The sequence below is a fragment of the Dietzia sp. SL131 genome, from assembly GCF_026672565.1.
In the GTDB taxonomy this organism is placed as follows: domain Bacteria; phylum Actinomycetota; class Actinomycetes; order Mycobacteriales; family Mycobacteriaceae; genus Dietzia; species Dietzia kunjamensis.
The window spans coordinates 2,007,406-2,025,486 of the sequence record NZ_JAPPRI010000003.1; the positions used below are offsets into that span (position 1 = coordinate 2,007,406).

At 71.7% G+C, this 18,081-nt stretch carries 13 protein-coding genes and 1 pseudogene; 6 read left to right on the forward strand and 8 right to left on the reverse strand.

Going from position 1 to position 18,081, the window contains the following annotated elements; genetic code table 11:
* Nucleotides 1-22 precede the first annotated feature (22 nt).
* From OVA21_RS10245 to OVA21_RS10260, 4 genes and pseudogenes are all read left to right on the forward strand, one after another.
* A pseudogene (locus tag OVA21_RS10245) lies at nt 23-1,632 on the forward strand (GMC oxidoreductase).
* 51 nt (nt 1,633-1,683) lie between these two features.
* Entirely contained in the window at nt 1,684-2,037 is a 354-nt protein-coding gene (locus OVA21_RS10250; RefSeq protein WP_096907114.1) for a TetR/AcrR family transcriptional regulator, read from the forward strand.
* Nucleotides 2,034-2,735, forward strand: a complete 702-nt coding sequence (locus OVA21_RS10255) for an HAD hydrolase-like protein (protein WP_067713320.1) — start codon at nt 2,034-2,036, stop codon at nt 2,733-2,735. Before OVA21_RS10250 ends, OVA21_RS10255 begins: the two co-directional genes overlap by 4 nt.
* Before the next feature lie 322 nt (nt 2,736-3,057).
* On the forward strand, nt 3,058-4,581 hold the full coding sequence (locus tag OVA21_RS10260; protein WP_268092384.1) for an HNH endonuclease signature motif containing protein: 1,524 nt from the start codon (nt 3,058-3,060) through the stop codon (nt 4,579-4,581).
* 18 nt (nt 4,582-4,599) lie between these two features.
* Here the strand turns inward: OVA21_RS10260 and OVA21_RS10265 are convergent, their stop codons facing one another.
* The 7 genes from OVA21_RS10265 to OVA21_RS10295 all read right to left on the reverse strand — a co-directional run bounded on the left by OVA21_RS10265 (nt 4,600) and on the right by OVA21_RS10295 (nt 14,090).
* Nucleotides 4,600-6,447: an ABC-F family ATP-binding cassette domain-containing protein gene (locus tag OVA21_RS10265; RefSeq protein WP_268092385.1), complete on the reverse strand. Its 1,848-nt coding sequence runs from the start codon at nt 6,445-6,447 to the stop codon at nt 4,600-4,602.
* A gap of 2 nt (nt 6,448-6,449) precedes the next feature.
* Nucleotides 6,450-7,427 (reverse strand): 4-(cytidine 5'-diphospho)-2-C-methyl-D-erythritol kinase, encoded by a 978-nt coding sequence (locus OVA21_RS10270; RefSeq protein ID WP_268092386.1) that lies wholly within the window; start codon nt 7,425-7,427, stop codon nt 6,450-6,452.
* Nucleotides 7,428-7,437: 10 nt separating this feature from the next.
* A complete protein-coding gene (gene rsmA / locus OVA21_RS10275) occupies nt 7,438-8,367 on the reverse strand; it encodes a 16S rRNA (adenine(1518)-N(6)/adenine(1519)-N(6))-dimethyltransferase RsmA (RefSeq protein ID WP_268093139.1) in 930 nt (309 codons plus the stop codon).
* Complete coding sequence (locus OVA21_RS10280) at nt 8,364-9,554, reverse strand: resuscitation-promoting factor (protein ID WP_096907110.1); 1,191 nt, start codon at nt 9,552-9,554, stop codon at nt 8,364-8,366. The genes rsmA and OVA21_RS10280 overlap by 4 nt, the downstream gene beginning before the upstream one ends.
* Nucleotides 9,555-9,778: 224 nt before the next feature.
* Nucleotides 9,779-10,645, reverse strand: coding sequence for a TatD family hydrolase (locus OVA21_RS10285; protein ID WP_268092387.1), 867 nt, complete (start codon nt 10,643-10,645; stop codon nt 9,779-9,781).
* Nucleotides 10,646-10,654: 9 nt separating this feature from the next.
* Nucleotides 10,655-12,493: a methionine--tRNA ligase gene (gene metG, locus OVA21_RS10290; protein ID WP_268092388.1), complete on the reverse strand. Its 1,839-nt coding sequence runs from the start codon at nt 12,491-12,493 to the stop codon at nt 10,655-10,657.
* A gap of 79 nt (nt 12,494-12,572) precedes the next feature.
* The gene (locus tag OVA21_RS10295; protein WP_244200750.1) at nt 12,573-14,090 is read right to left on the reverse strand and encodes a BCCT family transporter; all 1,518 of its coding nucleotides are present in this window, start codon (nt 14,088-14,090) and stop codon (nt 12,573-12,575) included.
* A gap of 156 nt (nt 14,091-14,246) precedes the next feature.
* Here OVA21_RS10295 and OVA21_RS10300 point away from each other — a divergent pair, with 156 nt between their 5' ends.
* Nucleotides 14,247-15,476 (forward strand): aminodeoxychorismate synthase component I, encoded by a 1,230-nt coding sequence (locus tag OVA21_RS10300; protein WP_268092389.1) that lies wholly within the window; start codon nt 14,247-14,249, stop codon nt 15,474-15,476.
* A 14-nt stretch (nt 15,477-15,490) separates the two neighbouring features.
* Here OVA21_RS10300 and rsmI read toward each other — a convergent pair whose 3' ends face one another.
* A complete protein-coding gene (gene rsmI, locus OVA21_RS10305) occupies nt 15,491-16,330 on the reverse strand; it encodes a 16S rRNA (cytidine(1402)-2'-O)-methyltransferase (RefSeq protein WP_096907529.1) in 840 nt (279 codons plus the stop codon).
* Nucleotides 16,331-16,396: 66 nt separating this feature from the next.
* On the opposite strand from rsmI, the gene OVA21_RS10310 reads away from it, so the two are divergent.
* On the forward strand, nt 16,397-17,908 hold the full coding sequence (locus OVA21_RS10310) for a dolichyl-phosphate-mannose--protein mannosyltransferase (RefSeq protein WP_067713301.1): 1,512 nt from the start codon (nt 16,397-16,399) through the stop codon (nt 17,906-17,908).
* The last annotated feature ends 173 nt before the right edge of the window (nt 17,909-18,081 follow it).

Consider the following 18,081-nt stretch of genomic DNA (forward strand, 5'->3'; position numbering starts at 1 on the left):
AACACTGTCTAGTTTCACGCCCATGCGGCACATCTCCCGCCGGGGCTTCCTCGGCACCGTCGCCGCCGCCGGGGTCGCCGCCCTGGCCACCGACCCCGCGGCTGCCGCCCGGCCGAGCGACTCCGCCGGCGCCGCGACCGACTCCCCCGCACCCGGACGGATCCCCCACGATGCGCAGGACCACCGGTGCATCGTGGTCGGGAGCGGATTCGGCGGCGGCATCTCAGCGCTTCGTCTCGCTGAGGCGGGTGTCGTCGTCGTCGAACGAGGCCGTCGCTGGCCCACCGGACCGGGCTCCACCACCTTCCCCAGCGCCACCTCCCCCGACGAGCGCGCCCCGTGGTTCCGCCCGCCGGCCGAGGTGTTCGGCCGCCCCGTGGACCTCCCGCGCCACACCGGCCTGCTCGAGGCGTCCGTCGGCGAGAACATGACGTCCGTCTGCGCCACCGGCGTCGGCGGCGGCTCCCTCATCTACCAGGGCATGGCACTACAACCCACCGAGGAGCTGTTCCACACGTGGTCCCCCGGCGCGATCGACTGGCGCGAGATGGAGCGCGAGTACTACCCACGCGTCTCCCGGATGCTGCGCCTCGCCGAGGCCCCCGACGAGCTCGTCGCCGCGCCCCGGTACGCCGCCTCCCGCGTTTTCGCCCAGCGCGTCCGCGACGCCGGGCTGCCCCTGCGCAAGATCCCCATGCCGATGGACTGGGACTACGCCCTGGCGGAACTGCGCGGCGAGATGCGCCCGTCCTACACCAACGGCGACAGCTCCCTGGGGGTCAACAACGGTGGCAAACACTCCGTCGACGTCACCTAACTCGCCCGCGCCGAGGCCACGGGCCTGGTCGACGTCCGGCCTCTGCACGATGTGCGCGCGATGCGCCGCCTCCCGACGGCCGCTGGGAGCTGGACGTGGAGGTCCTCGACACCGCCGGACGGCTCGTCCGGACGCTGTCGATGCGGGCCCCGGCACTGATCATGGCCGCCGGCTCGGTGGGCACCTCCACCCTGCTCACCCGCGCCGCCGCCACCGACGCCGTCACCGACCTGCCCGACGCCGTCGGCAGCGGCTGGGGCTCCAACGCCGACCGCATCTACCTGTGGACCGACCCCACCGCCGGGTTCGGCGCCGTCCAGGGCGGGCCCGTGGTCTACGGCAGTCTCAACTGGTCCGACCCCGCCACCGCCCACACCGTCATCCAGGCCTCGCTCCCGCCGTTCGGACCGGACCCCCACACCACGGTGATGGTTGGCTACGGCGTCAGCGCCGACCGCGGTCGGGTCGTCTACGACTCCGCGCAGGACCGCGGGATCATCCGATGGCCGGCCGGCGGCGGCTCCAACATCCTCACCCACGTCGACCGCACCGCACGCGACATCGCCGGCCCGACCGACCACCTCACGGACACCAACCGCATGCTCAACTCCACCTGGCACCCGCTCGGCGGCGCCGTCATGGGACAGGTCTGCGACCTCGACGGCCGCGTCCCGGGCCAGCGCGGGCTGTACGTCGTCGACGGCGCGCTCATCCCCGGCACGACCGCCGCGTGCAACCCGTCGCTGACCATCGCCGCGATCGCCGAGCGCCCGCTGGACAGGATCGTGCGGCAGGACGTGGGCGCTGTATTCTAGGGGCGCCGTCTTTTAGGCACGGCGTCCGGCGGCGTCCGGGATACTGGCGGGGTGCGCTCCCGCGACTCCATCCTCGACGCCACCCGAGCCGTCATCGGGCGCGCCGGTTTCGGGGGCGTCACGATCGCCGCGGTCGCCAAGCGGGCCGAGGTCAGCCGCCAGACCGTCTACTCCATCTTCGGCAGCCGCGAGGACCTGGTCTCGCAGGCCGTCTCCGAGCGACTCACCATGCTCACCGGCGCGTTCACCGATGTGCTCGACGCCGCGACGACGCCCCTTGAGGTGGGCGTGCACGTGGGCTGGTCGGTGCTGTGCCTGGACTCGCCCGAGGCCCGCTCCGACGACGACCTCCGCACCTTCCTCACCACCTGGCTGGCGCCGCTGCTGGAGACGTTCGGGACGTGAGCGACGTACTCGTCCTGTGGGACCTCGACCTCACCCTCCTCGACCCCGCCGGCTTCGGGACCCGCATGATCACCCCGGCGCTCGCCGACCTCCTCGGCCGCGACCCCGTCATGGGCGTGTCCTTCGCCGGACGGACCGACCGCGCGATCCTCACCGATCTGCTCGAGATCAACGGGATAGGTGTCGACGACGACGAGGTGGTCCATTCCCTCATGGACGCCGTGGCCCGGCGCTGCGAAACGTTCGGGGACGATCTCCTGGCCGGAGGTGGCGGTCCCCTGCCCGGCGCCCACGAAGCTGTCGCCGCCCTGGCCGCGGACCCGCGACTGCACCAGGGGATCGTCACGGGCAACATGCGGCGGACGGCGCTGCTCAAGCTGCGGCTCTGTGGCTTCGACGGGCTGCCCGATCCCGGACTCGGCGCGTTCGGTGATCACCACGCGGACCGCGCCCACCTCGTCCGCGACGCCCTCGCCGCCGCCCGGGCCCGCGGTGTGGACGTGACCCCCGGGCGGTCGGTGGTCGTGGGCGATCACGTGCACGATGTCCGCGGGGCGCGCGCCGCGGGTGCCGTCTGCGTGGCTGTCGCCACCGGCAGGGTTTCCGCCGACGACCTCCGCGCCGCCGGCGCCCACGGCGTCCTGCCGGATCTCACAGATCCCGGCGCCCTGCTGGCCGCGATCCACGCCACCGTCTGAACCGCGGTGCCGTCCGACCTGCGGTGCCCTGGACGGGGCATCCAGGGCACCGCAGGTCACGAGGCTGCAGACGCCGCCCGGGCCCACGGCCTGGCGGTATCCATAGAGCGCCCGGGCGCGGTGGCACGCCGTACCGCCATGCCTCACCTACGCCGACGCACTTCTGGCTGCCGTCCACGCCTCCGTCTGAACCGCAGTGCCGTCTGAACCGCAGTGCCGTCTGACCTGCGCCGCCCTGAACGGGGCATCCAGGGCACCGCAGGTCACGGCCGTGACAGCCACTTCTTCCGACCATGTCGTACCTCGAACATACAGTCGAACCATGAGCCCAACAGACACCGCCCACTCGCCGTTCGTGACCCCGCCGGGATTCACGACGGTGCCTACCCCCGCCACCGACGTCGTCGTCCCTGAGGCCTTCAGCCGATGGGACCCCGGACAGCGACGCGGCTATCTCGCGCAGCGGGCGATCAACGCTGCCGAAGGCCGCACTGTGGCCTATGCGTACGACTGCGTATCCAGGTCAACCCAGAACGACCAGCGACGCGATCCCCTGGACACGGCGGCGACCATGGTGAGCGCCTCGATGGCTTTGTCCCGCCGCGGGGCATTTCGGCTGGTGGCCACCGCCATAGAACTGACCGAGCGGCTGCCTCTCACCGCGACACTGCTGACGACTGGGTGGATCGGAGTCGACGCGGCCCACGCCATCGCCGAGGAGACCGCCCTGGTGGAGGACCGTCTCATGCCGGAACTCGACCGCCGCATCAGCGAGGGACTCGCACCGACGAGGCGCCGAACCCACCCTCCCAGGATCGGGCCACTGCGCAAGATGCTCAGCAAGCACGTCGCGAGCTGCGACCCCGTGGGAGCGGACGCCCGCGCACAACAGGCTCGGCGAGAGCAGAACGTGAAGATGACGCCGGTCACCGGCGATCTCGCGCTGCTCACCGCGACCCTCTCAGCCGTCGACGGCCTGGAGATCACCGAGCGGATCGAAGCCCTGGTCCGCACCGCCGCAACAGACGACCCCCGGTCGATCGGGCAACTCAGGGCCGCCGGCCTCCTCGCCCTGAGCCGCGGCTGGACCTGTCTGCCCGCACCCGACGGAGACCACCCCACGGACCCGGACGCGATGGCCGCGGCCCGCCGGGTCGTGATCCACGCCTACGACGACGGGGACGCGGACTTCCGGGGCCTGTTCGTGGCAGGTTACGGCCCCGTCAGTCGCTTCACGTCCGATGAACTGCAGCGATTCGCCAGGCGCAGACTCGACGCGATCGACACGCTCGCGGACCCGGACAGTGAGGCCTCCCGCCGGTACAACCCCTCGGAGGCACTGGCCCGCTTCTGTCGGGGTCGCGACGGCACCTGCGTTTTCCCCGGCTGCCAGACCCCGGCGGACAAGACGGACCTCGACCACATCATCCCCTTCGACCACGACGATCCCCAACGCGGCGGATACACCACCAGCGACGACCTCGGCAGCATCTGCCGCACCCACCATCGCCTCAAGACCGATGGCATCTGGGCCTACTACCGGAGCACTGACGAGGACTACGTGTGGATACATGGTCCGAACCATCCCGACAAGGACCCCGGGACACGCGTCATCACCACCCCCACCGGCCCATTGGCGGAGTTCGGCGCACCGCGACACCCCGAACGCTCCCGGCTACAGAAGGAGGCCGCCGAAGCCGGCAGAACCGGAGACGGCATACCCGGATCGCAGCGCCAACCGCACACCCGGCACCGTCGCGCCTCCGAACGGAGGTACCTGCGCGCTCAGGCGGAACAGCGACTCCACGCTGCAGAGCGCGAACCGGGGTCGCAGTCGGCTGCCTAGGTCGGCCGGCCGGGCGCCTCAACCCTCGATTTGCTCGCCCAGTTCCATCCAGCGCTCCTCGAGCGTGTCCTTCTCCACGGAGACGTCCTTGAGCTCGCGGTCCAGGGCGGCCAGCTTCTCGGTGTCCATCGCCCCTGCCGAGACATCGGCCATGGCCTTGTGGAGCTCGGCCTCGCGCTTGTCGAGCTTGCCCATCTGCCGCTCGATCTTCGACATCTCCTTGGTGAGTGCCCGCTCCTCGGCGGCGGAGAGGGCGGGAGCCGTGGCACTACCACCCGCGGCACCGGCCCCAGAGCCGCCAGCCGAAGCAGACGCGGCGCGCGGCGTGGAGCGCGACACCTTGCCCGAGTCGCCAGCCGCCCCGGCGACGCGACGGCGCTCGAGGTATTCGTCGATGCCGCGCGGGAGGTTGGTGAGCTGGCCGTCGCCGAACAGCGCCCACACCGAGTCACAGATGCGCTCGACGAGGTAGCGGTCGTGCGAGATGACGACCATCGTGCCGGGCCAGCCGTCGAGCAGGTCCTCGAGTTGACGCAGCGTGTCGATGTCGAGGTCGTTGGTGGGCTCGTCGAGCAGCAGGACGTTGGGCTCGGCCATGAGCACGCGCGTGAGCTGCAGGCGCCGTCGCTCGCCGCCGGACAGGTCGCCGACGGGCGTGCGCTGACGGGCCGGCGAAAAGCCCAGCCGCTCGGCCAGCTGGGAGGCGGTGAGCTCGTCCTTGCCGAATGCCACCCGGGCGGCGACGTCCTCGATCGCCTCGAGCACCCGCTGGTCCAGCGGCAGGTCGTCGAGTTCCTGCCGCAACCACCCGATCCGGATGGTCTTGCCCTCCTTGCGGCTGCCCGCGGCGAGAGGGGCCTCACCGGCGAGCGCCCGCAGGAGCGTGGTCTTGCCGGAACCGTTGACGCCGACGAGGCCCACTCGCTCGCCGGGGGCCAGTCGCCAGGTGAGGTCGTCGACGAGGGTGCGGCCGTCGGGGGCGTCGAGGCGCACGTCCTCCAGCTCGATCACGACCTTGCCGAGGCGCCGCGCGGCGAAGCTCGACAGTTGTAGTGAGTCGCGGGGCGGCGGCACGTCCTTGATCAGCGCCTCCGCCGCCTCGATGCGATAGCGCGGCTTGGACGTCCGCGCGGGGGCGCCGCGGCGCAGCCACGCGAGTTCTTTGCGCATGAGGTTCTGACGACGCGACTCGGTGGCCGCGGCCTGGCGGTCGCGCTCGGCGCGCGCGAACACCCAGTCGTTGTAGCCACCCTCGTACTGCTCGACGTGGCCGTCGACCACCTCCCAGGTGTGGGTGGCGATCGTGTCGAGGAACCACCGGTCGTGGGTGACGACGACGAGCGCACTCGATCGCGCGACGAGGTGGTCCGCCAACCACTGGACCCCCTCGACGTCGAGATGGTTGGTCGGCTCGTCCAACACGAGCAGGTCCAAATCCTGCACGAGGGCCGCGGCGAGCGACACCCGGCGCCGCTCACCGCCGGACAGATCCGCGACGGGCGTGTCCAGTCCCAGGTCGTGGATCCCGATGCCGTCGAGCACCGCGCGGACGCGGGCGTCACCGGCCCACTCGTGGACCGCGAGGCCGAGCCTGCCGACCACGGCCTGGCCCACGGTGTCGGCGGCGAGCTCCGTGCGCTGCGTGACCACGGCGATCCGCAGACCGCTGACCTGCGAGACGCGCCCGGAGTCGGGCTCGGCCACGCCGGTGAGGATCTCCAGCAGGGTGGTCTTGCCGCCCCCGTTGAGGCCGACGACGCCGATGCGGTCGCCGGCGTTGACGCCCAGTGAGACGTTGTCGAGCACCTGCCGGATCCCGAAGGAGACCGAGCACTGCTCGAGGTTGATGAGGTTGGTGGGGGCCATCTCTACTTTCCTGTGGGGTCGTCGACGATGTGCGCACCGCCGACCGGGCCGCGGGTCACGCGGACCTCGCGGGCGACGCCGTGCTCGCTGATCTCGGCGGCGACGGCGATCGCGTGGTCACGGTCGGTGCAGAAGAACAGGCAGGTGGGGCCGGAGCCGGAGACCATGCCGTGCAGGGCCCCGGCCTCCCGGCCGACGCGCAGGGTCCGGCGGAGGGCGGGCATGAGCGAGAGCGCGGCGGCCTCCATGTCGTTGGCGAGCAGCCCGGCCACGGCGGCGGGATCGTCGCCGGCGAGGGCCGCCACGAGCGGGTCGACCCCGCCCGCGCGCGGTAGGCCGCGCCCGGGATCAGCAGGGTCGCGCTCGGCGCGCAGCCGGTCGAGCTCGGCGAACACCGTCGGGGTGGACAGTCCCCCGTCGGCCAGGGCCACCACGATGTGCTGCTCGGCACGGGCGTGCAGCAGCGTCGCGAGCTTCTCGCCGCGCCCGGTACCCAGCGCCGTGCCGCCGCGGATGCAGAAGGGCACGTCGCTGCCCAGCCTCGCGGCCCGCTCCTCCAGCGCCGCCCGGCCGAGTCCCAGACCGAGCAGCCGGTCCGTGGCCACGAGCGCGGCGGCGGCGTCCGCGCTGCCGCCGGCCATCCCGCCGGCCACGGGGACGCCCTTGTGGATCCGGATGGCGATCCGGGCGTCCGATCCCGCCTCCTCGCGGAGCAGGTCGACGGCCCGGGCGGCGAGATTGGTCCGATCGGTCGGCACCTGCGGGGCCCCGGGCCCGGTGACGACGACCTCGCTGTCGTCGTCGGCGTCGTCCAGCGACACGGTGACCCGCTCCCACAGGTCCACGGCCCGGTACACGGTGAGCAGGTCGTGGTAACCGTCGCCGCGGACGTCACCGACGCCGAGGTGGAGGTTGATCTTGGCGGGGGCGACGGCCGTCACGGCGCGCGCGCCGGCGGGGGTGGAGGCGTCGCGGGGCATGACCACCAGCCTACGGCTCCCGGTGCGCCGGTCCGATCCCGAGCCGCACCGCCGCCTCGGCGATCCGGACGAAGTCGGCGGTGGTGAGTTGTTCACCGCGGGCCTTGGGGTCGACGTCGGCCTCGGTCAGCGCGAGTTCGGCGTTCGCGCCGGAGCCCGCCCACCCGGACAGGGCGGCGCGCAGGGTCTTGCGACGCTGGGCGAACGCGGCGTCGGCCACCGCGAACACCCGCTTCCGGTGTGCCTCGCCCAGGTCCCACGGGGCCTCGGGGTAGGCGTCGATCCGCACCAGGCCCGACTCGACGTTGGGGACGGGCCAGAAGACGTTGCGGCCGACGGTGCCGGTCCGGCGGACGGTGCCGAAGAACCCGGCCTTGACGCTGGGCACCCCGTAGACGCGCGAGCCGGGGGCGGCGGCCAGGCGGTCGGCCACCTCGAGCTGCACCATCACCAGCGCGGTCCGCAGGGTCGGCACCTCGGCGAGCATGTGCAGGAGCACGGGCACCGAGACGTTGTAGGGCAGGTTGGCCACCAGGGCGGTCGGCGGCGGGATCCCCGGGCCGCCCAGGTCGGCGCCGGAGACCGCGAGCGCGTCGGCGCCCACGACGGTCAGTGCGTCGGCGAGCTGCGGGGCCCGCTCGGCGACGGTCCGGGGCAGGCGCCCTGCCAGCACGGGGTCGATCTCCACGGCCACCACGTGGCCGGCGGCGTCGAGGAGCGGCAGCGTCAGCGACCCGAGGCCGGGCCCGACCTCGATGACCGTGTCGTCGCGGCCCACGCCGGAGGCGGTGACGATCTTGCGGACCGTGTTGGCGTCGTGAACGAAGTTCTGTCCGAGGGTCTTGGTGGGCTTGATGCCCAGTTCCTCCGCGAGCGCGCGCACCTCCTGCGGGCCGAGTGGGTCGGCCTGCCCGCGGAAGGTCGCGTCCGGGCCGGTCAGCGCAGACCCAGCTTGGAGGTGCAGGCGGGCCAGGCGCCCCAGCCCTGCGAGGCCCGGACCTTCTCGGCGATCGCGATCTGCTGTTCACGCGTGGCGAGGTGCGCGCTGGGCGCGTACTGGCCGCCGCCGTGGCCGGTCCAGGTGCCGGCGGCGAACTGCAGTCCGCCGGAGTACCCGTTGCCGGTGTTGATGCTCCAGTTGCCGCCCGACTCGCACTGGGCGATCGAGTCCCACACGCCGCCGTTCGAGACGGCCGGCGCGGCGGGCTTGGGCTTGGTGCCCACGCGGACGACGGCGGGGCGGGCCTCGGTGAGGACCTTCTCCGCGCCGCGGGCGCGCTCGGTCTCGACACCGTTGACGCGGGTGATCGTGTAGACGACCTCGCGCTCGCCGGGGGCACCGGGATCGACGACCGTGCGCTCGCCCTCGGTGGCCTCGGGGTCCTCGGTGGTCTGTTCGGGGGCCTCGAACTGCTCGACCGCGGTCTCCTCGGCGACGGCCACGCGGGTGATGGTGACCTCGGTGCCGGGCTCGACGGGGGCGTCCGGGGCCGGGGTGACAGTGTCCAGCGGGCCGAGGGTGATGCCGGCGCGCTCGAGGAACTGCCCGACCGTCTCACCGGGTGAGGCCATCGGGGTGGCGGGGCCGCCGTGGTCGGACAGCAGCGCCTCGCGCGGGGTCACCACGGAGACGGTGGTGCCGTCGAGCGGGACGTCCGCGTCGATGCGCGGGCTGACGTAGCTGCGGGGAGGGACGTCGTCGCGCTCGGCCACGAGGTCGGCGACGGTGGTGGCGGTGGTCCAGACCTGCTCGCTGCGACCGTCGACCTCGACGGTGACGGGCCGGGCGCGCAGCAGGGTGACGGTGTCGCCGTCGTCGATGCTGTCGCCGGGCGCGATCACCACGTCCCGGTCGTCGACGCTGTAGCCGGCGTCGGCGAGCGCGGCGCGCACGTCGGAGCTGAAGGTGACCAGTTCGACCTGCTCGCCGTCGACCTCGAGGGTGTACTGCGTGCGCTGGTCGAGCGCCGCCACCCCACCCACCACGAGGGTGGTGAGCATCCCGGCGACGGACAGCCGCAGCATGGTGGAGCGGGACTCGTGGAGTCGCTTGACGGGGGCGAGCATGCCCCGGGTCGCGGTGGGTCGGGCGCCCGTGGGGGTGTCGGTCCGTGCGTCGTCAACCACTTGTCGGTTCTCTCCTCGGGTAGCTCCGCGAACTGCCGTACAGCCGTTCGCGTTTCATCACGATAGCGTAACGAGCGGACAGCGCCGGGGCAACGTGACCCTCGTGACATGCGGGAACGAGTCGACGACGACGAGGTATTCAGGTCACGTTTCGTTACATTCGCCACTCAGCCCTCACGAGTACCACGCGCCACACCGGTCGTCGGCCCGGGCGGGCCCGCCCGTCAGACGGTCAGGCCGAACACGGCGCGGGCGGTGTCGGCGACCTCTGCCGCGAGGTCCTCGGGCGTCTGCCCCCGGACCTCGGCGATCGCCCGCGCCGTGTAGCCCACCAGACCGGGCTCGTTGCGGGCGCCCCGGAACGGCTCGGGAGCCATGTACGGGGCGTCGGTCTCCACGAGCAGTTGCCCGGCCGGGGCCAGGCGGGCCGCCTCGCGCAGGTGGTCGTTGGCCTTGAAGGTGACGTTGCCGGTGAACGACAGCACGTAGCCGCGGTCCAGGGCCTCCTCGGCGACCTCCAGCGGCGAGGAGAAGCAGTGGAGCATCACGTGCGGGATGCCCGAGCCCGGGCCGGCGACCTCCGCGAGCACACGCAGCAGGTCGTCATCGGCCTCGCGATTGTGGATCATCAGGCATTTGCCCAGCTCGGCGGCGAGCCCGGCGTGCCAGCGCAGCGACTCCTCCTGCTCGGCCGGGTCGGCGCAGCCGTCCATCTTCCCCACCCAGTAGTGGTCGAGGCCGGTCTCCCCCACCGCGACGACCCGCGGATGGGCGGCGAGTTCGCGCAGGCGCGCCCGCACCTGCTCGCCGCGCTCGGGGTCGGTGATCTCGGCGGCTCGGGTGGGGTGCACGGCCACGGCTGCGTACACCCGCTCGTCGGCTTCGGCGGCGGCCACGACGGCCTCGGACTCGGCGAGGTCGTCGCCCACCGTGACCAGGGCCGCGACCCCGGCGAGTGCGGCGCGGTCGGCGGCGGCGCGCACCTCGTCGGCGGTGCGGTGACCGCAGGAGTAGAGGTGCGTGTGTGCGTCGACGAGCCCGGGTAGCGACTCGGGCAGGACGGGAGTGGGGCGGGGCTTGCGCTTACCCATACGGTCGCCTCAGTCCTCCTGCTGGATCGGCGCCCAGCTCGGCCCGGTCTCGGCCAACTCGGGGTCGACCTTGGCGAACAGCGGGCTGGGCTTGGCCAGCGGGGTGCCCGGGGTGATCTCGGTGCGCGCCCACCGCGCCTGCTCGGCGGCGTAGTCACCCATGATCACCGGGTAGCTGCGGCCAGCGTCGGGCAGCCCGACCCCGACGAGCTCGACCGGCATGTCGTCGGTGACCTCGTGCACCTGCGGGGCGGCGGCCCACACGCCCTGCCCGCCGATCGCGCCGTGGATCTGCTGCGCGGCGGACGGCAGGTAGGGGGTGAGCAGCGTGTTGGCGTCGGAGACGACCTGCAGCGCGGTGTGCAGGACGGTGCCCAGACGCTCGCGCTGGTCGGGCTCCTTGGCCAGCTTCCACGGCTCAGTGGCGGCGATGTAGCGGTTGGCGGCGCCGACGATGCGCATGGCCTCGGTGGCGCCGGCCTTGAACCGCGAGCGCTCGAGGTGCGCGCCGACGGTGGCGAAGGCCGACTCCGCCTCGCGCAGCAGCTCGGCGTCGACGTCGGTCAGGGTGCCGGGCCGCGGGATCTCGCCGAAGTTCTTGTGTGCCATCGACACGGTGCGGTTGACGAGGTTGCCCCAGCCGCCGACCAGCTCGGAGTTGGTGCGGCGCACGTACTCGTCCCAGGTGAAGTCGGTGTCGTGGTTCTCCGGGCCCGCGACCGAGATGAAGTAGCGCAGCGCGTCGGGGCCGAACTCGGCCAGGAAGTCGCGTACGTAGATCACCACGCCGCGCGAGGACGAGAACTTGGACCCGGACATGGTGAGGAACTCGGATGAGACCACCTCGGTGGGCAGATTCAGTGCGCCCAGCGCCCCGGGCTCGCCGCCGTGGGCGCCCCGGCCGTCGTAGCCGATGAGCTCGGCCGGCCAGATCTGGGAGTGGAAGGTGATGTTGTCCTTGCCCATGAAGTAGTGGGACACGGCCTCGGGGTCGGTCCACCAGCGCCGCCACGCCTCGGGCTCCCCGGAACGCCACGCCCACTCGATGGAAGCGGACAGGTAGCCGACCACGGCGTCGAACCACACGTAGAGCTTCTTGTCGCCGCGGTCCTGCCACCCCTCCACCGGGATGGGGATCCCCCAGTCGATGTCGCGGCTCATGGCGCGCGGGCGCAGGTCCTCGAGCAGGTTGAGCGAGAACTTGAGGACGTTGGGTCGCCAGTCCTTCCGCCCCTTGAGCCAGTCCCCCAGCGAGTCCGCGAGCGCGGGCAGGTCGAGGAACCAGTGCTCGGTCTCGATGAACTTCGGCGTCTCACCGTTGATCTTGGAGACCGGGTTCTTCAGGTCCGCCGGGTCGAGCTGGTTGCCGCAGTTGTCGCACTGGTCCCCGCGGGCGCCGTCGTCACCACAGATGGGGCAGGTGCCCTCGATGTAGCGGTCCGGCAGGGTCCGCCCGGTGGACGGGCTCACCGCACCGGTGGTGGTCTTGGCGACCATGTAGCCGTTCGCGTGCAGGCCCCGGAACAGTTCCTGCACCACCGCGTAGTGGTTGCGCGTGGTGGTGCGGGTGAACAGGTCGTAGCTCAGCCCCAGGCCGGCGAGATCGTCCACGATCACCCGGTTGTAGCGGTCCGCGAGCTCCTGGACAGGCACGCCCTCCTTCTCGGCCTGCACGAGCAGCGGCGTGCCGTGCTCGTCCGTGCCCGAGATCATGAGGACGTCGTTGCCTGCCATCCGCTGGTAGCGCGAGAAGACGTCCGACGGCACCCCGAACCCCGAGACGTGTCCGATGTGCCGGGGGCCGTTCGCGTACGGCCATGCGACCGCGGTCAGGACTGTCTTCGCCATGGGTTACAGACTAGTGGTCACGTCCGCGGGGGCCGTGCCGGGCGTACACCCGCACGCCCGGCGCGCCCCCGGGGTCGCGTCAGGCCGCCTCGGCCGCGGGATCTCGCGAGAGCGATTTGTGGATGGACACGCACAGCGCGATCAGCACCAGTACGAACGGCGAGGCGGCGATGATCGTCATGTTCTGCAGGCTCGACAGGGCGTCGCCGCCACCGTCACCGGCCACCAACATGATGATCGCCACGGCGGCGGTGAACGATCCCATGAGCATGACGAGCCAGCGGGTCGGCTCCTCCACGCCGCGCTGGGCCATTCCGCCCATGACGATCGACGCCGAGTCCGCGGAGGTGATGAAGAAGATGGCGATGAGGACCATCGCCACCACCATGAGCACGGGCGCGAGCGGCAGCTCGCGGAGCAGGTTGAACAGCTGCGGCTCGAGTGACCCGTCGCCGAAGACGCTGCGTCCGGCCTCCTCGAGATACAGCGCGAAGCCTCCGAAGATAGAGAACCAGATCACCGACAGGGTGCTGGGGATCAGGACCACGCCGATGATGAACTCGCGCACGGTGCGCCCACGGCTGATACGTGCCAGGAACATGCCCACGAACGGCGACCAGGAGATCCACCACGCCCAGTAGAAGACCGTCCACCCGGAGAGCCATTCGGCGGCCTCACCGTTCTCGCTCACCGCGGTGCGCGAGGCCATGTCGAAGAAGTTCGAGAAGTAGGTGCCGATCGTGGTGGGGATGAGGTCGAGCATGAAGAACAGGGCGCCGGAGAAGATCGCCACGAACAGCGCGAGCGACACGGCCAGGATGAGGTTGATGTTCGACAGCAGCTGGATGCCGCGGCTGATCCCGGAGGCGGCCGAGGCGAGGAACACCAGGCCCAGGACCACGATGACGCCCACGACCAGGGCGATGCCGCCACCGCTGACCGCGCCGGTCTCGTTGAGCCCGGCGCGGATCTGCAGGGCGCCCAGGCCGAGCGAGGCGGCGGTGCCGAAGATCGTCGCGAGGATGGTCGCGATGTCGAGGACTCTCCCCATCCACCCCGCGGCCCGCTTCTCGCCGATGAGCGGGACGAAGGCCTGGGAGATGAGGTGGCCGCGCTTGAAGCGGTAGGCGGCCAACGCGAGCGCGAGCCCGACGATCGCGTACATCGACCACGGGTGCAGGGTCCAGTGGAACGTCGTCGTGGCCATGGCCACGTCGTACTGCTGCTCCTGCCCCGGCGGCGGCTCCTGGAAGTGGGTGAGCGGCTCGGACACGCCGTAGAACATCAGCCCGATGCCCATACCCGCGGCGAACATCATGGCGATCCACGACCGCGTGGAGAATTCCGGCTTCTCGTCGTCACCGCCCAGGCGGATGCCGCCGAACCGGGACAGGGCCAGGTAGATCGCGTAGACCACGACTGTGGTCGAGACGAGGATGAACAGCCATCCCACCGTGTCCACGACGACGGAGAACGCCTCACCGGCGGCGTTCTCGAACGAGTTCGTGTAGAACGAGCCCCAGATCACCACGATGAGCGCGATGATCGTGGTGGGCACGAGGACCGTGAAGTCGACGCCCGGACGGGGCCCGCGCACAGGGTCCTCTGGGCCGTCATTCGACGCGTCGAAAGCTTTCTCTCGTGACTTTGGCATACGTCGAACCCTGTCAACAATCCGAGGTGAGCGCAAGATATTAAAACGCTTATCGGGCCCTGGCGTGGATTCGACGCCCCGGGGTGGCACGATCGGACGGTGCCCGATTCCACCCCCGCCGTGCCGGCGCTCCTGCGCGCTCTCCACGTGCGGGCGCGGGCCCTCGGGATCGGTCCCCCGGCGGCGTTCCTCGGCGACTGGCGTGACTCCCCGGCGGTGATCATCCCGTCCGTGGACCTACGGCCGACCCGGACCGAGCAGGTCTTCTCGGCGGACGGCGACCTCGTCGTCGTCGGGTTCCGCTCCTTCCCCGACCACGTGGCGGGCGACGCCCCCCTCCTGCCCGCGGCGGTCCGCGGCACGGCCACGGGCATGCTCACGCTCGACCCGGACGGCCGGTGGCGGGGCGACGGCACCGCCCCCGACCCGCACGAGGTGGTCCGACGGTACGGGCCGCCGTCATCCGGGGGCGCCGGTGACGACGAGGGCGTTGGCGACGACGGTGGCGACGACGACGAGGTCGGCATCCCCCTCACCTGGGCCGCCCCCGACCGACGCGCGCACAGACGTGCCGTGGTGGACTGCCTCGAGGCGATCCGCGCCGGCGAGGTCTACCAGACCTGCCTGAGCACCCGCCTCGACGGCAGGCTCCGCGCGGACCCGCTCGAGACGTTCCTCTCCCTGGCCCGCCGCGCCCCCGCCGCGCGGTCGGCGTACCTCGAGGGCGAGTGGGGCGCGGTGCTGGCCTTCTCCCCCGAGGAGTTCCTCGTGCGCACCGGCGACGACGTCCGCACCAGCCCCATCAAGGGCACGGTGCCCGCCGACCGCGACCCCGCCGAGCTCCTCGCCTCCGCCAAGGACGTCGCGGAGAACATCATGATCGTCGACCTCGCGCGCAACGACCTCGGACGAGTGGCGGACGTGGGCTCGGTGAGGGTGTCCGACCTGCTCGCCGTCCGTCCCGCGCCCGGCGTCCACCATCTGGTCTCCACCGTCACGGCGCGCACCTCGGTGGACCACGACGCCCTCGTGGCCGCCACCTTCCCACCCGCCTCGGTCACCGGGACCCCCAAGCAGCGTGCCCGGGAACTCATCGCCAGCTGGGAGCCGCGGTCCCGCGGCCTGCACTGCGGCACCTACGGGTTCGCGACCGCCGACACCCTCGACCTGGCGGTGGCCATCCGCACCCTCGAGGTGGCGCCGGACGGCCGCTGCGAACTCGGGGTGGGCGGCGGGATCACCATCGACTCCGACCCGGACGCCGAATGGGACGAATGCGTGCACAAGGCGGCGTTCACCTGGGGCGGCGGTCCCGCGCCCTGGCTCTGAGCCGCCGCGCCCCCTCAGGCGCGTGAGTCGAGCACGGCCTGGTAGAGGTCCCGCTTGGTCACCGCCGACCCCTCGGCCACGGCGGCGCAGGCCTCCTTGAGCCGCTCCCCCGCCTCGACCCGCTCCTCGACGATCTCCACGAGGTCCTCGAGGGTGGCGGTCGACCCGGCGGCGTCGGCACCCTCGACCACCACGACGATCTCCCCCAGCACGCCGCCGGCGGTCCGCTCGGCCAGCTCACCCAGGGTGCCGCGCAGGACCTCCTCGTAGGTCTTGGTCAACTCCCGGCACACCGCCGCCCGGCGATCGGCGCCCAGGACCTGCGCCGCCTCGGCGAGCGTGTCGGCCAGGCGGTGCGGGGACTCGAAGAACACACAGGTGCGCTCCTCCGCCGCCAGCCGGGCCAACCACGTCCGGCGTCGGCCCGGGCGCCGCGGCGGGAACCCGTCGAAGCAGAAGCGGTCGACCGGCAGCCCGCTGAGCACCAACGCCGTGGTGACCGCCGACGGTCCCGGCAGACACGTCACCGGGAGCCCGGCCTCGATGCACGCCACGACCAGCGAGTACCCCGGGTCCGACACCGCCGGCATCCCGGCGTCGGTCACCACCGCCACCACGTCCCCGGCGCGGACCCGCTCGACCAACTGGGGCACGCGACCGGCCTCGTTGTGCTCGAAGAAACTCATCACCCGGCCCCCGATGGTCACCCCGAGAGCCGTCGAGAGGGAACGCAGCCGGCGGGTGTCCTCCGCGGCCACGATGTCGGCGGTCGCCAGGACCTGCCGCAGCCGGTCCGAGGCGTCAGCCGGGTTCCCGATGGGGGTGGCCGCCAACACGACACGTCCGGACGTCATGACGACCACCCTATCTGTGGCCGGGCGCATCCCCGCCCGGCGCTCGGCCCCCACTATGCTCTGCCTGTGACCTCGACCATCGGCGTGCGCTCACCAGGACGCCCGCTGCCCGCCCCCGACACCGGCCCGGTCGACACGACCCGCGACCTGATCGCCACCGGCGCCATCCTGGTCCTGGCGTTCCTCTCCCGCTTCTGGGGCCTGACCTCGGCCACGGACAAGGGCACCCCGGTCTTCGACGAGAAGCACTACGCACCGCAGTCGTACAACGTCGCCCAACTCGGCATCGAGGAGAACCCCGCCTACGGCCTGGTCGTCCACCCGCCCGTCGCCAAGCAGATCCAGTCCATCGGCGGCATGCTCTTCGACTACTCGCCCCTGGGCTGGCGGTTCACCGCGGCTCTGGCCGGGGTGCTCGTGGTGCTCATGGTCATGCGCATCACCCGGCGCCTGACCCGGTCCACCCAGCTCGGCCTCGTCGCCGGGCTGCTGCTGTGCCTCGACGGCGTCAGCTTCGTGACCTCTCGAATCGGCATGCTGGACATCTACCAGGTGCTCTTCGTCGTCGCCGCCGCCGGCGCCCTGCTGGTGGACCGCGACCGGATGCGCGCCCGCATGCATCGGGCCGCCCTCGAGGGCAGGCTCCACCTGTCGAGCCTGGGACCGCGACTGGGATTCCGCTGGTGGCGCTTCGCCGCCGGCGTCATGCTGGGCCTCGCACTGGGGGTCAAGTGGTCCGGCCTGTACTTCATCGCCTTCTTCGGTCTGATGACCGTGGCGTGGGACTGGGCCCTGCGCAGCCGCTACGGGGTCCAGCGCCCAATCGCGGGCGCACTGCTACGCGACGCGGTGCCGGCCTTCCTCACCCTCGTCCTCTGGCCGGCGATCCTGCACATGTTCACCTGGCTGCCCTGGTTCGCGAACGAGAACTCCGTGTACCGGCACGTCGTGGGCGACGAGGTCGAGGACAACTGGCTGCCCGACGCGGTGCAGTCGTGGCTGTACTACCAGTCGTCGGTCCTGGACTTCCACTCCACGCTGACCACCTCCGCCGGGAACCGACACCCCTGGGAGTCCAAACCGTGGACCTGGCCCATGAGTCTGCGGCCGATGCTCTACTACGTCGAGCAGGGCGAGGGCATCGCCGGCTGCGGGGAGACCTCGTGCGTGCGCGCGATCATGCTCCTGGGCACGCCCGCCATCTGGTGGCTGGCCATCCCCGTCCTGGCGTGGGCGTTCTGGCGCGCCGTCATCTGCCGCGACGGCCGCTACGCGTTCCCACTGGTGGGCTACATGGCCGGCTACCTGCCGTGGTTCTTCCAGCACGACCGCCAGATGTATTTCTTCTACGCCTCGGTCATGGCGCCGTTCTTCGTCATGATCATCGCGCTGGTGTTGGGCGAGATCGCCGGCAGGGCCACCGACTCCCCCCGGCGGCAGCTCATCGGCCGCGCGATCGTCAGCCTGTACCTGGCGCTGGTCGCGGTGAACTTCATCTATGCGCTGCCCATCCTCTCGGGGATGCCCATCACCCAGACCGAGTGGAGCCACCAGCTCTGGCTGCCGTCCTGGCGCTAGCGCGGTCGACCACGCGCGGACCCGACCCGTACTGAGCCCGGCCGCTGAGCGCTCGCTTATCACCGGCTTGGCGCAGCCTGATCCCCCCGCCCCGCGGCCGGGGACGAGGTGTCGCCGACGGTGTGCGGTCAGTACCGTCGCGGCAGTGAACGAGCTATCCCTTCCCTTCGCCG